This window comes from Paraburkholderia diazotrophica, assembly GCF_900108945.1.
GTDB lineage: Bacteria > Pseudomonadota > Gammaproteobacteria > Burkholderiales > Burkholderiaceae > Paraburkholderia > Paraburkholderia diazotrophica.
The window spans coordinates 1-14,449 of sequence record NZ_FNYE01000030.1 but is presented as its reverse complement, the minus strand read 5'-3'; the positions used below and the strand labels follow the sequence as shown (position 1 = coordinate 14,449).

The 14,449-nt window shown below is 60.1% G+C and carries 15 protein-coding genes and 1 pseudogene; 4 read left to right on the top strand and 12 right to left on the bottom strand.

Going from position 1 to position 14,449, the window contains the following annotated elements; translation table 11 throughout:
* From BMW76_RS28770 to argE, 4 genes are read left to right on the top strand one after another with little or no spacing between them, the layout of a single operon-like run.
* Window positions 1-1,359, top strand: coding sequence for a flavin-containing monooxygenase (locus BMW76_RS28770; RefSeq protein WP_090871438.1), 1,359 nt, complete (start codon window positions 1-3; stop codon window positions 1,357-1,359).
* Window positions 1,359-1,790: a RidA family protein gene (locus BMW76_RS28765; protein ID WP_090871436.1), complete on the top strand. Its 432-nt coding sequence runs from the start codon at window positions 1,359-1,361 to the stop codon at window positions 1,788-1,790. Before BMW76_RS28770 ends, BMW76_RS28765 begins: the two co-directional genes overlap by 1 nt.
* Before the next feature lie 10 nt (window positions 1,791-1,800).
* On the top strand, window positions 1,801-2,478 hold the full coding sequence (locus tag BMW76_RS28760; protein WP_090871434.1) for a DUF1028 domain-containing protein: 678 nt from the start codon (window positions 1,801-1,803) through the stop codon (window positions 2,476-2,478).
* The gene (gene argE, locus BMW76_RS28755) at window positions 2,471-3,646 is read left to right on the top strand and encodes an acetylornithine deacetylase (RefSeq protein ID WP_090871432.1); all 1,176 of its coding nucleotides are present in this window, start codon (window positions 2,471-2,473) and stop codon (window positions 3,644-3,646) included. Before BMW76_RS28760 ends, argE begins: the two co-directional genes overlap by 8 nt.
* Before the next feature lie 106 nt (window positions 3,647-3,752).
* Here the strand turns inward: argE and BMW76_RS28750 are convergent, their stop codons facing one another.
* The 12 genes and pseudogenes from BMW76_RS28750 to BMW76_RS28695 all read right to left on the bottom strand — a co-directional run bounded on the left by BMW76_RS28750 (window position 3,753) and on the right by BMW76_RS28695 (window position 14,393).
* Window positions 3,753-5,192, bottom strand: a complete 1,440-nt coding sequence (locus BMW76_RS28750) for a sialidase family protein (protein ID WP_090871430.1) — start codon at window positions 5,190-5,192, stop codon at window positions 3,753-3,755.
* A 1,066-nt stretch (window positions 5,193-6,258) separates the two neighbouring features.
* Window positions 6,259-6,669 (bottom strand): carboxymuconolactone decarboxylase family protein, encoded by a 411-nt coding sequence (locus BMW76_RS28745; protein ID WP_245763417.1) that lies wholly within the window; start codon window positions 6,667-6,669, stop codon window positions 6,259-6,261.
* A complete protein-coding gene (locus BMW76_RS28740) occupies window positions 6,669-8,051 on the bottom strand; it encodes a class I adenylate-forming enzyme family protein (protein WP_090871426.1) in 1,383 nt (460 codons plus the stop codon). The genes BMW76_RS28745 and BMW76_RS28740 overlap by 1 nt, the downstream gene beginning before the upstream one ends.
* Window positions 8,048-9,292 (bottom strand): cytochrome P450, encoded by a 1,245-nt coding sequence (locus BMW76_RS28735; RefSeq protein WP_090871425.1) that lies wholly within the window; start codon window positions 9,290-9,292, stop codon window positions 8,048-8,050. Before BMW76_RS28735 ends, BMW76_RS28740 begins: the two co-directional genes overlap by 4 nt.
* Window positions 9,293-9,319: 27 nt before the next feature.
* Complete coding sequence (locus BMW76_RS28730) at window positions 9,320-9,976, bottom strand: HAD family hydrolase (RefSeq protein WP_090871423.1); 657 nt, start codon at window positions 9,974-9,976, stop codon at window positions 9,320-9,322.
* A gap of 106 nt (window positions 9,977-10,082) precedes the next feature.
* On the bottom strand, window positions 10,083-11,105 hold the full coding sequence (locus BMW76_RS28725) for a ketoacyl-ACP synthase III (protein WP_090871422.1): 1,023 nt from the start codon (window positions 11,103-11,105) through the stop codon (window positions 10,083-10,085).
* Window positions 11,102-11,353, bottom strand: coding sequence for a phosphopantetheine-binding protein (locus BMW76_RS28720; RefSeq protein ID WP_090871421.1), 252 nt, complete (start codon window positions 11,351-11,353; stop codon window positions 11,102-11,104). The genes BMW76_RS28725 and BMW76_RS28720 overlap by 4 nt, the downstream gene beginning before the upstream one ends.
* A 53-nt stretch (window positions 11,354-11,406) precedes the next feature.
* Window positions 11,407-12,114, bottom strand: coding sequence for an SDR family NAD(P)-dependent oxidoreductase (locus tag BMW76_RS28715; RefSeq protein ID WP_090871419.1), 708 nt, complete (start codon window positions 12,112-12,114; stop codon window positions 11,407-11,409).
* Window positions 12,107-12,469: a hypothetical protein gene (locus tag BMW76_RS28710; protein WP_090871417.1), complete on the bottom strand. Its 363-nt coding sequence runs from the start codon at window positions 12,467-12,469 to the stop codon at window positions 12,107-12,109. Before BMW76_RS28710 ends, BMW76_RS28715 begins: the two co-directional genes overlap by 8 nt.
* Window positions 12,466-12,933, bottom strand: a pseudogene (locus BMW76_RS28705) (AfsA-related hotdog domain-containing protein); the annotation flags it as partial. The pseudogene BMW76_RS28705 and the gene BMW76_RS28710, both read right to left, overlap by 4 nt.
* Window positions 12,934-12,999: 66 nt before the next feature.
* Window positions 13,000-13,296: a hypothetical protein gene (locus BMW76_RS28700; RefSeq protein WP_090864976.1), complete on the bottom strand. Its 297-nt coding sequence runs from the start codon at window positions 13,294-13,296 to the stop codon at window positions 13,000-13,002.
* A gap of 14 nt (window positions 13,297-13,310) precedes the next feature.
* Window positions 13,311-14,393, bottom strand: coding sequence for an IS630 family transposase (locus BMW76_RS28695; RefSeq protein WP_090864977.1), 1,083 nt, complete (start codon window positions 14,391-14,393; stop codon window positions 13,311-13,313).
* Window positions 14,394-14,449 lie beyond the last annotated feature (56 nt).

The following is a 14,449-nucleotide window of genomic DNA, read 5'->3' as shown; positions in this document are numbered from 1 at the left end:
ATGACGGCTGAACGGTTGTCGATTGACACGCTGGTAATCGGTGCTGGTCAGGCGGGCATCGCGATGAGCGAACATCTGGGCAAACTGGGTGTGCCGCATCTCGTGCTGGAGCGCGACCGCATTGCCGAACGCTGGCGTACATGCCGCTGGGATTCGCTGGTTGCGAATGGGCCCGCCTGGCATGACCGCTTCCCCAATATGGAGTTCGAAGGACTCGATCCCGATGCGTTCGCGGGTAAGGATCAGGTCGCCGAATACTTCGAAGCCTATGCGCGCAAGTTCGACGCGCCGATCCGGACGGGCGTCGAAGTGACGGGCGTCGCGCGACGGGAGGGGCGTCCGGGCTTCACGGTCGAAACCTCAGACGGCACGATCGAAGCGGCTCGCGTGGTCGTCGCGACGGGACCTTTCCAGCGTCCCGTCATTCCGCCGATCGCCCCGCAGGATGCAAACTTCACGCAGCTTCATTCCGCCGACTATCGCAATCCTGCGCAACTGCCGGACGGCGCCGTGCTTGTCGTCGGCGCGGGTTCATCGGGCGTGCAGATCGCGGACGAACTGCAACGCGCGGGCCGCAAAGTCTATCTGTCGGTGGGCGCGCACGATCGTCCGCCGCGCGCGTATCGCGGCCGCGATTTCTGCTGGTGGCTGGGCGTGCTCGGCGAGTGGGACAAGGAAGTCGCCACGCCGGGGCGAGAGCACGTGACGATCGCGGTGAGCGGCGCATACGGCGGCCAGACCATCGATTTCCGCAGGCTCGCGCATCGAGGGATGACGCTCGTCGGTCTGACGAAATCGTTCCACAACGGCGTCGTGTCTTTCGAACCGGACCTCGCCGCGAATCTGAAGCGCGGCGACGAAAACCTGCTGTCGCTGCTCGATGCCGCCGACGCTTATGTCTCGCGCAATGGCATCGAGTTGCCGGAAGACCCCGAAGCGCGCTTCATTCCGCCCGACCCGGAATGCGTGACTCATCCGCTCTCAGAACTCGATCTGCGGAAGGCGGGCGTGAGCACGATCATCTGGGCCACCGGCTATGCGGTCGATTTCAGCTGGCTGCATGTGGATGCGTTCGACGCAAAGGGCAAGCCGCAGCATCAGCGCGGCGTGTCGAAAGAGCCGGGCCTGTATTTCCTCGGCTTGCCGTGGCTCTCGCGGCGCGCGTCCTCGTTTATCTGGGGCGTGTGGCACGACGCGAAGCATATTGCCGATCACATCGTCACGCAGCGCAAATATCTCGCGTATCGCGATGCGTCGCAACGTCAGCACGACACGCAGCGCGCGCATGACTACAGCGCAACCGATGCCGCGCGCGACGAGCCGCACGCACGGAAGGTCAACGAAATGGGAGTGAACTGATGCCGACGCACACCCGCATCCGCATGTTCAATACGAAAGATACGTACCCGAACCAGTCGCTCGACAACGATCTTTGCCAGGCCGTTCGCGCAGGCAACACGGTCTATGTGCGCGGCCAGGTCGGCACGGATTTCGATGGCAACCTGATCGGACTTGGCGATCCGCGAGCGCAGGCCGAGCAGGCGATGAAGAACGTCAAGCAGTTGCTCGAAGAAGCGGGCAGCGACCTGTCGCACATCGTCAAGACGACGACGTACATCATCGATCCGCGTTATCGTGAGCCCGTGTACCAGGAAGTCGGCAAATGGCTGAAGGGCGTGTATCCGATTTCGACGGGGCTCGTCGTCAGCGCGCTCGGCCAGCCGCAGTGGCTGATGGAGATCGACGTGATCGCGGTGATTCCGGACAACTGGAAGCCCGCGCAGGCGTAAGGAGCGACCCATGACATTTTCGATCGTCGGACGTTGCGAAAAGACGGGCCAGCTCGGCATCGCCATCAGTTCGTCGAGCATCTCGGTAGGCGCGCGCTGTCCGTGGGCGCGTGCGCGGGTCGGCGCAGTGGCTACGCAGAATGTCACGCTGCCCGCGCTCGGGCCGCAGATTCTCGATCTGCTCGAAAGCGAACAGCTCATGCCTGATGCGGCGCTACAACGCGCGTTGAGTTCGAGCGAATGGAGCGAGTACCGGCAGGTGACGGTGATCGACAGTCAGGGCCGAACCGCGATGTTCACCGGCAAGGAAGCGCTCGGCGTGCATCACGCTGTCGCCGGCAATCAGTGTGTCGGGGCGGGCAATCTGCTCGCCGGCAAGCACGTGATCGACGCAATGGTGAAGGCGTTCGAGAGCACACAAGGCGCGCTCGCCGATCGCCTGATACAGGCGCTGCATGCCGCAGTCGAAGCGGGCGGCGAAGCGGGGCCCGTGCATTCGGCCGCACTCAAGATCGTCGATGCACAAGTCTGGCCGGTCGTCGATCTGCGTATCGACTGGGCGGACGATGATCCCATCGGCGGGCTCGATGCGCTGTGGCAAGCCTATCGGCCGCAGATGCAGGACTACATCGTGCGCGCACTCAATCCGACCACGGCACCAAGCTACGGAGTGCCGGGCGATGAGTGAGCTGTCGAGCCGTGAGCTGCTGGAGCGGCTGATCGGATTCGCGACCGTCAGCCGCGATTCGAATCTCGAGCTGATCGCATTCGTGCAGCAATACCTCGCGGATCTCGGCGTGAAGAGCGAGCTGTTTTATAACGCCGAGCGCACCAAGGCCAATCTGTTCGCCACCATCGGTCCGCATGACCGTGGCGGCATCGTGCTGTCCGGTCATACGGATGTCGTGCCCGTCGACGGGCAGGCGTGGACCGTGGAGCCTTTCCGTCTCACGCAGAAAGACGGGCGCCTGTACGGACGCGGCACGGCCGACATGAAGGGTTACATTGCGTCCGTGCTGGCGGCCGTGCCCGCTTTGCTGAAGCAGGAGCTGGAGCTGCCCGTGCATCTCGCGTTCTCGTACGACGAGGAGGTGGGTTGCCTCGGCGTGCGGCCGATGCTTGCCGAACTCGAGAAGCGCGTGCACAAACCGCGTCTGTGCGTGATCGGCGAGCCGACCGCGCTTAAGCCGGTGCTCGGGCACAAGGGTAAGCTCGCGATGCGCTGCCATGTGAAGGGCGCGGCATGTCATTCGGCGTACGCGCCGCATGGTGTCAACGCGATTCAATATGCAGCGCGGCTGATCAACCGGCTGGAAGAAATCGGCGACGAGCTCGCGCAGCGAGAACATCACGACGCGCGTTTCGACCCGCCGTTCTCGACGGTGCAGACGGGTGTCATCAAAGGCGGACGTGCGTTGAACATCGTGCCCGCGGAATGCGAGTTCGATTTCGAAGTGCGCACTGTGCCGGGCTTCGACGCCAACGTCGTCACAGACAAGCTGCAAGCCTATGCGCAAGCCGAACTGCTGCCGAAGATGCGCGCGGTGCAAGCCGATACGGGCATCCGCTTGCAGGCATTGAATGCGTATCCGGGCCTTGCGACTTCACCCGATAGCGACGCTGCACGACTGCTCGCTCTGCTGAGCGGATCGAACGCATTCGAAACGGTGGCCTTCGGCAGCGAAGGCGGATTGTTCACGCAGGCCGGTATTCCGACCGTGGTCTGCGGGCCCGGAAGCATGGACCAGGGCCACAAGCCAGATGAGTTCGTCACGCTCGAGCAACTGCACCGATGCGACGCGATGCTGGTGCGCCTGGGTGAGCATCTTCGTAGCGCGAAGCAACGGGCGCAATAAGAACTCGATGCTGGCGACGGCGCAGCGACGGTGTCGACCATCGCCGCGCCGCGCGCACGCTATTTCTCGCGCGTATCAAGCCCGCATTCAGAGACGACTCCGCGAATTACGGCGCGGCGAATACATCAGTGCGGTTAGCGGTATTGCCCGAGTTCGTTTGCACGAAGAACGGCACGAAGCTCGTTCCCCGCACGTCGAGACCCTGGTAATCGCCGACGAAAAAGCCTTCCGCGTTCGGCGCCGTTTTCATATCGAATGGTCCCGACACCTTCACTTCACCGCCGAAGCTCTGTCCGCCGTTGGTCGACGTGGTGCGCCAGATGTTGGTGGGCAATGTCGTCACGTTTCCGGCCTGGAGGTCACGAAGATCGTAGTAGGTGACGGCGACCGTGCCGGCGGAGTTGACGCGAATGGACGGATTGAAAGCGGCACGCCCCGTCGGCGTGTTGACGCGGATCGGACTGCTCCAGGTTCTTCCGCCGTCGGTGGACGTGGACAGCGCGATCTCGTCGAACTGACCGCCGTTGAAGCGCGAGTCCTGCCAGACAGCGTAAAGCTGGCCCGTCGCCGGGTCGATTGTGGGCTCGGGAATGATGTCGCCGGTACGCAAAGGCTCATTCGTATTCGGGTCCGTGACACCGACGGTTCTCAGGTCGGCGATGATCTGCGGCTTCGTCCACGTTGCGCCATCGTCCGTCGACTTGATGAACGCGACCTTGTTGGCCGTCACGCTGAAGGGCGGCGAGATGAGGTTGAAGAAGTCATACAGGGTCCCATTCTGCGAATTGACGACGATCTGGTTGCCGATGGTTTGCTGCCGCGACGGAACCTTCACGATGACGGAAGGCGAACTCCATGTCTTGCCTCCGTCCACAGTCTTCGAAAAGTAAGCTGGTCCACGGAAAGCGACTGTGTGCAGATTGGCGTACGGATTGCCATTCGGCAACTCGAGCCGGTCCCACACTGCGTAGGCGACGCCCGCTTTGATCGGGTTGGCAGTGACCGACTCCTTGTCGTTGAAGAACTGCACCGTCGGTTCATTGTTGGCGATGAGCACGCTCAGGTTGCCCCAGGTGATGCCGCCATCCGTTGACACTGCCGCGGCCACCGCGTTGTTGTTATTGGACTGGTTGAAGGAAATGGATACCGAATAGGCCGTGCCGTCCGGTCCGATGGACACCCACGGGTCTGACGCACGCTCATATCCGAGTCCGTTTGCGCATGCACTGAAGGGAAGATTGGTCTGTTTCCACGTCTGACCGCCATCGAAAGAGTAGCCGGCGACGAGACCGTGTGCTCCGCCATTGTCCCAGCGGTCCTGTTGCCATACGCCGATCAGGTTCGACTGATTGGCGGGATTGACGGCCAGCCACGGTTCGACCTCGGCGTTCACGAAGTTCGTGCCGGGTCCGCCGATCGTGCAGTTTGCAAACGGGCTGGGTGTCGTGGAAACGAGAACGGGGGCAGCCAGGCTCGTTGCACTTGCGGCCAACGCGAGAACGAGTGTTGTCCCTGGGAGAAGTACATTGGATGTGTTGCGACGCATGAAAGCCCTCTCTTTTCATTTGCGGTCTGCAACAGTCGCGACAGTAGCTTCCGAGGCTGCACATGCGCTACCCATCCGGCTGCTGCATGCCATCAGCGGTGAACACCGACACCGCGTCGGTTACGGCTCTATCACAACGTTCAAGTCTGCTCTTGTCCTCAGGCGGCACACACACGCCACCAGCCCGCGTTCAACAGTGGGTAATCAACAGCGGAATGCAATGGACTTTAGGTCGTGGCGACACATGTAGCAAGAATCTTTTGTGACTATGAGCGGTATTTGCCTGGCGTTTTACGGAAACGGTACGCCATTCAATGAAATGCGCGGCTTTGAGCGTGCAACGACTCGACGCTTGAACTCGCTGAAGAAGAGCTTTCGAACGTTCTCAAATTGAGAGTACTTCTCACTCCGTTTAGAAGTGGATGCGCTATGTGACTTGTGCGATTTGTGTGCGATCTACTCCTTTGGCTTCAGCCAAACGAATCAATATTCAGGCTTTGCAAATCGATGCGGCGCAGGAACAGTGTTTGCTCGCGAATCGGCGCCATCGGCGATGCTAATATCCGGCCGGATTTTTAGCGTCATCATCGCGCCGGGCGGCGGGAAGAGCAGCGACCCTACGGCAGAAGATCAGTGGATTTTGCTCAAGTCGGACCCTGCCGTGATCATCTTCTGCTAGCGCCCGGGCAACGTCGTCGGTGAGGGCGAGAAGCGGCTCGCAGATTTCTGGTTCGCTTTTATGGCCAAAAAGAATTGGTAATCCGTAGTCACGTAGATGCTGAAAAAATGCTCGCCAACTCGCATCGCGATCTAGACGCCGCTATCCGTCCGCTCCGGACTGTTGCTTGCAGAGATCGTTGCAGCACAGTACGGATCGTTAATTGGCAGCATATGTTGCCGCACAGCGTTGCGAACCGGGATCTCGTATCTGCAGCACATTGTCCCGTCCGATCACATTCAATGCACTTCAAGTGACAATAAATGTGTCAACGGGATCAAGCACGGCCACTTCTTTACGAACTGATCGTGGTGACGCGTCTTATCGAGGCCCCCTTTCGCAGCCTGGCTAGCCAGTGATGCCAGCCAGAGCGCCGCGCTCCTCGAACACTTCTTGCGCCGCGAGCAACGCGTTGGTCGCCACGGCAAAACCCGCATACAAGGTCGTTTGTAAGATAATCTCGACAATCTCCCTCGGTGTACATCCGACGTTGAGTGCCCCGTTGACATGCACTTTTAACTGAGGACGGCAATGCCCGAGCACCGACAGTGCGGCGACAGCGGCGATCTGACGCGACCGGTCGTCCAGCGCCCCCCGCGCGTAGATGTCGCCATAGGAAAACTCGATCGTATAACGCGCCATGTCGGGTGAAACGCGACGCAGCAATTCGATCACCTGCATGCCCGCTTCGCCAACCACCTCCGTCAGCCGCTGCGTGCCGCGTTCAAATCGCGAATGCTCCATAAGGTCATCCTCCATCAAAGTTCCGTTGATGATTGTCGATTGGGCGAACCCAGCAGCTTTTTGAAGCGCGCTGAATAGGCGATCGCCCCGACCGCGTTCAGGCGAACGGGTGCCTTATAGCTGTCCATGTTGCTGCGCGCGAAAGCACGGATTTCCCGCAACGCCGCGTCCACTTGTTGTCCGCATTGCGCGTCGAGCACGACATCGGCGGCGACGAACTGCCCCGTGATCCCGTTCGCCTGCCCGTAGGCGCGACAATCGCGCACCCACGGATGCTTGAGCAGCACTGATTCGACTTCGGCCGGAAACACCTTCTCGCCGCCGACGTTGATGACTTCCTTGCGACGCCCGCGAATCCGCACGGAGCCATCCTCACCTTGCTCGACGAGATCGCCTGTCCTGAACCAACCGTCATCGGTGAAGCTGTCGGACGGATGATTCAGGTAGCCGAGGATCTGCCGCGTGCTGCGCAGCCACAGTTCGCCGTCGACGACCTTGTACTCGGTCGACGCGTCATTGAATTTCATGAACAGGCTGTTCGAAGAAATCGAAGTCGTGCTGACGATGCCAGTCTCGCTCGTGCCAAACGTCTGCAAGAGTTTCACGCGAGGAAGTACCTCGCGCAGGCTTTGCAGCAAGCTCTCCGGCATCGGCTCGGTGCCATACGTAATCATGCGCAGCGACGTGAGGGCGTTCTGGTCGGCGACGTCAGCCAGCAACAACAGATTCAAGAACGTCGGGGACGTCGGGAGCACCGAGACCTTGAAACGCTCGATCAGCGCAGCGACGCGCGCGGGCGTCTTTTCGTCGACGAGCGTCGCGCCACCGCCAATCGACAAGATATTGAGCAGCGTGTTGATGCCACCGATGTGATCGAACAGCAGGAATAGCAGCATGCTCAGCGGCCGCGAGCGGCGTCCTAAGTAGCCGTCGATGAGTCGATCGAGATCGTGCAACATGGCCTTGGGTTTGCCGGTCGTTCCGCTACTAAAGAGAATCAGTCCCGCGTGCCTCTGCTCGCGCAGTGCTGATACGAGCGGTGCGCTAACGTCCTCTTGTGCCGGCGAGGGCTCTATCTTGCATCCGCCAGTCTCGGCGAAGAACGACGCATTTGCGGTCGCCCGCTTGCTGTCGATTTCCTGCGCGTTGTCGGACGTATTCATGGCGATGATGTTGTCGTTCTGGTACATCGCCAAAAAAAGTGCGATGCCGCCAAACGAATAGTCGCCTTGTAAAAAGACCGTCGCCCCCGGGGCGACCCCTGCATCTGACAGGCGCTGCAACTGCCGCTCCACCTCGTCTGCTAGGTGAGCGTAGGTGTATGACGCTGAAGTCGTGTTGATGGCCGGCCGCTCGGCGAACGTTCGTAACAGCTCGATCAAAGGCTTCCGATTCATGATTGACTCGCGTGAATGGAGTGTGGCGATTTTCCTGCTAATGCGTCGAAGCGAACAGGTAGTTCATCGGGACGACGTAGCACCGTGCCGTTAATCCAGCGCAGCGAGTCGGGATCGGCATCGAGCTGCATCGACGGCGCCATCGCCACGAGCGCGTTCAAGACGATGGAAATTTCAAGCCGAGCGAGTGCCGGCCCCATACAGCTGTGAATGCCGTAGCCGAATTGCAAATGCGGCTTCGTATTGATGCGCTCAGGATCGATGGTCAGTGGCTCCGGGAAGACTTCGGGGTCGCGATTCGCGAGAAAAACGTTCGCATAGACGACGCTGCCTTCGGGGATCGTGCCGACCGATGTCACGATCTCGCGCGTCGCGATGCGCGGGAAGGCCGAGAGCTTGCCGATCGGAATGAGTCGGATCAGCTCTTCAATCATCGTCGGAATTCTGGTCGGATTTCCGACGATGTGAGCCCAAAGCGATGGCGCACACAACAGCGTGTACACGCACTTGGTCATGACACTGAGTGCGTTGTGATCGCCGCCAAGCAGAATGCCGAGCAGCACGCCGACGAATTCCGCATCATCGAGTGGCTCATGCATGTTCCTCCGGTTATCGACGTAGCGCCGGATGAATCCGTCTGGAGCCGCAGCGCGTTGGCCCGTTACGAATTCCATCAGATAGCTGTAGCACGCCTTCACGGCGACTTCGATGCCCGCGACATCGTCGGGCGGCACGACTTGAATGATCCGGCTCCATTGCTGAAACATAGGCCGATCCTGGAGCGGAATGCCGAGGATGTGGCAGACGGCCGTCGAAGTCACGTCTTCCAATACCGAGGCGAATACGTTGGGGGCGCGTTTTCCTTCGAGCATGTCGGCGATACCGCGGCGCACTGTCGCATCGACGACTTCACGCAGCGTCTCGACGCCGCGCGGGCTGAAGTCTTTCGAGATCGTGGCACGCGAGCGTGCGTGCGCGGGATCGTCCAGGTTCAGCAGCAGCTCCTTCTGTGTTGTACCCGGCAGAAAGGTCGGGCCACCTTCGACGTTGCAAAGCGTACGGCTGATCGCCGGATCACCAAGCGCGATCTTGACGTCTTCATAACGTGTAAGATGGACCGCCGCATGGCCGCTCGGGATGCGAATTTGTGGGAAGGGCGTGTCTGCTTCGATCGGCATGTAGTACGGCGCGGCATCGAGATTGGGGATGTCGAGCACGCAAACGCGAGTGCTGGTCAGCATGTTTGGGATCTCCCGTCAGTGGTCGAATCAAGCGGTGAGCGGCATTCCGACGAGCTCGCGCAGTTCACGCGTGACCTGCTCGTTGTTACGGAATAGGATGGCGCTCCACCCTGACGCCCGCGCCGCATCGCAGTTTTCGGGGAGATCGTCGATGAGCACACATTCCTCGGGCGCGCAACCAACACGCTTCGCCGAAAGCTCAAAGATGCGCGGATCGGGCTTGCGCACGAGAACCTTGCACGAATCGACGATGTCATCGACGACTCCGTCGAGCTCGACCATGCGCCGCCACGGCCGTTCCCACTCGACGACGTTGTTGGTCAAGATGCCAACCTTGAAACCTGCTCGCTTGTATTCATGCACGAGCGCGATCATGGCCGGATTGGCGTCGTTATCGGCAAACCACTGCTCGCCGTGGCGATCGAAATCGCAATGCGAGATATCGAGCTCGGGATATAAGCGCCCGAGCGCCTCGCGCATGCCAGCCGCCCACTGGAATTGAGTGATCATCGCAAGTTCGATCGGTGCAAGAAAATGCGCGCCTAGCGGTCGGGCGACCTCCGCCATCGCCGACTCCATCTGCCCGCGATTGACGCCGGTCTTGCGTTCGTAGGTCTTGTACAGATCGTCGATGGTCGGAGACAATACGCCGCCGAAGTCAAACCAGATCGATTTAATTGTCACGTAGATATCCTAAGTTATTTTCGTTAAGCGTTTAAAATTTGGTCGTCTCACTTCAATTGAATTATGTTTCGCTAGAAATCGTAGACGCCATCTGCAGGGAGCCGTGCTAGCGGCTTCCGGACTCGAGCACATCGACGGGCGGCACGACAATCGAGTTGGCGAGGGGCAAGCGCGCGACCCCCACCGATAAACCCACACCGAACCCGCAAGCGACCGCACCATCGTGTGCAAGCGCACGCTCGGTCGCATCGAGCGCGAGGCAAAGCGGGATCGAAGACGGTCCCGTATTGCCTACCTGACCGACGTTGACGGGCACTTTCGATCTTGTGACGCCGAGCCGCTTGGCGAGGTACTCAAGCATAAATTGATTCGCCTGATGCAGTAGAAAGACAGGAACTTCGGCCATCCGAACGCCATGACGCCGCAAGAATTCGCCGATTGCCCGCGGCACTCGCTCGAGCGCAAAGTTCATGACGCCAGCGCCGTCCATGTGCAAGTGTCCCCAGCGCACGCTTTCGCCCAAGGCGTCTCCATAGTGCATCGGCGTGTTCAAGAAGCGGCTGCCGGCGCCGTCGGTCCAGAAAGCGAAATCGAGTGTATCGCTGCCGCGCTCGACGAGCGTGGCCGTGGCCGCATCGCCGAACACCAAACGCACGTGCCGGTCATCAGGATTGAGCAGCTTGGTGATAACGTCACCCGTGCAAACAAGCACGCGTCCGCATCCGCCTGCCGAAACTAGCATCGCGCCTTGATAGAGTCCGTAGATGTAGCCGGAGCAACCGCAATTGACGTCGAACGTGACGACGTTGTGCCGCATGCCAAGTCGATGTGCGACGAGCGCACTCGTCGCGGGCATTGCGAAATCGGGCGTTTGCGTCACGACGACCACGCCGTCGATCGATGCGCGATCGACATCTGTTTGCGCAAATAGTGACTCTCCTGCGGCCACGCAAAGATCGCCGGTCGTTAGCGCACCGGCGACCCGGACCGCGTTGATGCCAGTACTGCGCGCGATCCGCTTGACTTCGAGCGCGCCGAACAAGTGCTCGAGCTCAGAAAGTGGCAACGCGCGCGCTGGTAACGCTGCAGCAACCGCATGAATGGCGACGCCGCGCAGCGACGCGTTCATGGCGCGTCAGGGCCGTCGGCGCCGACGGCCCCTTGGACAACATCGAGCAATTCGCCCACGGTGCGGACGTGATCGAACATGGCGCCATCGGCCGCGAAGTCATAACGGTCCTGGCAGACGCCAATCAGCGAAACCTTCGTCAGCGAATCCCAGGTCTCGAAGCGATCGAGCTCGACGTCAGGCAACAAAGTGTCGCGCGGGACTTCGAGCAGGCTTGCAAGTTCGTCAAGTAATAGATCAGTATTCATGGCATACCTTATTGGCGTCTTGGGCTGATTAGCCGCGATCGAGATGAATCGCGTCAAACACCACCCAGAAAAACTGTTTGTCCGGTGATGAAGTCGCTGCGCTCGGAGAGAAAGAAGTCGACGACGTTCGAGACATCGTCGAATGTTCCATATCGCCGAATCGCTTGGCGATTGAGCAGCGCCCGCATCTTGTCTTTCGGCACTACGCGCGTAAGATCTGTGTCGACCGGGGTCGGTCCTACAGCGTTCACGGTGATACCGTAGCTCGCGAGTTCGCGCGCCATGATCGACGTAAGCGATTCCACGGCCGCCTTCGACGACGCGTAGATCGCCTCGCCGTCGAGCTTGAGCGGTCGCGCCACGGTCGAAAAATTGACGATACGCCCGCGCTTTCTACCCTTCATGAGCTTCGCGGCTTCCCGGCTCAGCAAGAAAGTACCGATCAAGTTCGTCTCGACGATGCGGCGAGCAGTGTCAAGTGGCGTCAGCAAGGAGTGGTTCATGCTGGCGATACCCGCGTTGTTGACAAGATGATCGAGACCACCGTACCGCTTTCGCACATACGAACAGAGGGCGACTACGGCGGTTTCGTCGGCGACGTCGCTGAGCACATGCTCGTAGTTCGGGAGCTTGAACTCAGCTGACTGCCGGCTGCAACCGATTACGCGATGCCCGCGCCAGACATAGTGCTCAGCAAGATGGCGGCCGATGCCTTTACGGGTACCAGTGATCAGCGTGATTGGGGCGTGTGAGTCAGACACCGGTTACCTCGCTAGTTAGGCTGAGCGCGTAATCCGCGAGCGAAGCTATCGTCGCGAAGGGGCTACGGCGCGCCGACATGGCGCGATCACTGACAAGTGTCACGCTTGCGCCGAGCTTCCGTTCGATCTCGCTCTCAACTTCGACGACGAGGGAGACAAGTCCTAGTGAGTCGACCTGCCCGTTCAAGCCATACAGCTGCGTGTCTTCGCCAGCTGATACGTCGATCGGTGTATCGCGGAGGTCGTTCTCCCTATCGATGGCCGACCAAATGATTTTGATGATTCGCTCTCTCATAGTATGGCGCTTGCCTTTTTGTTCAGTGAAAACTGGAATAGACACCGCGAAATCAGTCATCGCGATGCCGAGACTTCGTCGAGCGCGGCGCCCAATATCACACCCTCGCGCGCCTCCAGATAGCGTCGATCGATAACGGAGACGCCGAAGCGCGCGACTGCGCCGATTCGATTGCGTTGCGTGAGGCGGATGGCGCAGGAAAGTTTCAGATTCAAATCACTCACGCGGCGCAGCTTCATGGGAAGAAACAAAATATCGACGGGCAACGGCAACATGAAGTCGTGATATTCGAGTGACATCTCATGCGTAACGAACCGAATCGGCGCGCGGCGTCGCACCGGCAAATAAAAACGCTCGACGACGGCGATCATCATTTGCCGCGAGGCTTCGGCTAAGAGCATGCCGGGAATGTGATGCCCGGTCAGGTGGTCGCTAACGTCTGCGCTACGCTCGTCGAGCATCAGGCTGGCTCCATAGCCGCCGTCGCCGCGTGCGATGGGCTCGGAGATGACAATATTGCTTGATACGTGCTTATGCGTGCTTTCATGTGATGCGCGCGGTGCTAGTACAACATCCCGTAAATTGCTTGATTAATTATCCGACTGTAAATAGGGCTGCAGGAGCGTGACGACGACATCGGCCATCTCCTCGAGCGAGCCGGTTCCGGGCAGCGGTTCCCAACGACCACTATGGCTGCGGAAGGCAGCGCCATAACGATTGCGGCCGAGCTCTGTGAGGCGCGCCACAACAGTGGGCTCCTCATCGTCCAGACGTTTGATCAGCAGGTGACGTCCGTAGGCTTGCGTAACAATTTGGTCATGGCCGAGCAAGGTGCGTAGTTGACGCTGAAGTTCGGCCGCGTAATGTTTGGTGGGTATGGCTGGCACGTCGGTCCCCTCGATTACGTTGCGCCGGTTTGTAGTGGGTAGCCCCGGAAACTCCATTTGAAGGGGCGCGCTGCCTGATTATGCTGGCGGATAAACTGCGCGGTTCGCTCGCGCAGGTGCGCGGTGCTGGTATGGCTGGCATGGCGCAATACCCGGCGCGTGTAGCGCGCAAACCATAGTTCAATCTGATTGACCCAACTCGCGTGCAACGGCGTGAAGTGGAAGTGAAACCGCTTGCCATGTCGCGCATTGAACGGCTGCCAGACGGCCTGGGCGCGGTGCGTGTTCAGGTTGTCCCAAACCACGTGCACCTGCTTGCCCGGGTATGCAGCAGCCACGCGCTCCATGAAGGCTACCAGATCGTCCTGGGTACGCCGCTCGCGGCACTCTGCCAACACCTTTCCCGTGTGCACATCCAGCGCAGCAATCAACGCCTGGGTACCGTGGCGGATATATTCAAACTCCCGACGACGCAGCCGTCCCGCCGCCGGTGCACGCCCCGGATGCTTGCGCTCGATGGCCTGGATACCTGTCTTCTCGTCGATGCTGAGCACCACCGCGTTTTTGGGCGCCTTGCGATACAGCTTGCAAATTACATTGACCTTCTCGCGAAAGGCGGGGTCGGGACTGTGTAGCCATTGCTGCACCCGGTGCGGGCGCACGTCGCCGGCCTGCAAGATCCGCTGAACATGGCTACGGCTGATCTGTTCGACGATGCCGCGCTCGATTGCGCGCGTCACGATCTCGTCGAGCGTCGGCGTGAGCCGCCCCTGCGGTTCCTGCGCTTCGCAAGCCAACGCAATCAATTGCAGTCGCGTTTCCTGCGCAATGCGCGGCGGACGGCCACTGCGCTCACCTTCCCGAATGCCCTGTGCGCCTTGCCGCGCAATGCGCTTGCGCCACGTGCTGACCGTCTGCACCGATACGCCGAGCTCTCGCGCAATCACAGTATTCGAGTGTCCCTCATGTGCCCACAACGCAATCCGAGCCCGCATCACATCCCGCTGCGGGGCCGTCTTCTGTGCGATCAGCGACAGGAGTTTCTCTTTTTCTTTCTTCGTCAGCTTCACTGACGTTGCGTGACGGCCTCGGCTCATCCCGACATGATAACCAAGGTTTAATTATTCAACGTATTTACGGGATGTCGTACTAG

Bases quoted from the DNA above. Each gene is read 5' to 3' on its own strand.
- BMW76_RS28770 (WP_090871438.1), top strand. From the start codon at position 1: ATGACGGCTGAACGGTTGTCGATTGACACGCTGGTAATCGGTGCTGGT.
- BMW76_RS28765 (WP_090871436.1), top strand. From the start codon at position 1,359: ATGCCGACGCACACCCGCATCCGCATGTTCAATACGAAAGATACGTAC.
- BMW76_RS28760 (WP_090871434.1), top strand. From the start codon at position 1,801: ATGACATTTTCGATCGTCGGACGTTGCGAAAAGACGGGCCAGCTCGGC.
- argE (WP_090871432.1), top strand. From the start codon at position 2,471: ATGAGTGAGCTGTCGAGCCGTGAGCTGCTGGAGCGGCTGATCGGATTC.
- BMW76_RS28750 (WP_090871430.1), bottom strand. From the start codon at position 5,192: ATGCGTCGCAACACATCCAATGTACTTCTCCCAGGGACAACACTCGTT.
- BMW76_RS28745 (WP_245763417.1), bottom strand. From the start codon at position 6,669: ATGGAGGATGACCTTATGGAGCATTCGCGATTTGAACGCGGCACGCAG.
- BMW76_RS28740 (WP_090871426.1), bottom strand. From the start codon at position 8,051: ATGAATCGGAAGCCTTTGATCGAGCTGTTACGAACGTTCGCCGAGCGG.
- BMW76_RS28735 (WP_090871425.1), bottom strand. From the start codon at position 9,292: ATGCTGACCAGCACTCGCGTTTGCGTGCTCGACATCCCCAATCTCGAT.
- BMW76_RS28725 (WP_090871422.1), bottom strand. From the start codon at position 11,105: ATGAACGCGTCGCTGCGCGGCGTCGCCATTCATGCGGTTGCTGCAGCG.
- BMW76_RS28720 (WP_090871421.1), bottom strand. From the start codon at position 11,353: ATGAATACTGATCTATTACTTGACGAACTTGCAAGCCTGCTCGAAGTC.
- BMW76_RS28710 (WP_090871417.1), bottom strand. From the start codon at position 12,469: ATGACTGATTTCGCGGTGTCTATTCCAGTTTTCACTGAACAAAAAGGC.
- BMW76_RS28695 (WP_090864977.1), bottom strand. From the start codon at position 14,393: ATGAGCCGAGGCCGTCACGCAACGTCAGTGAAGCTGACGAAGAAAGAA.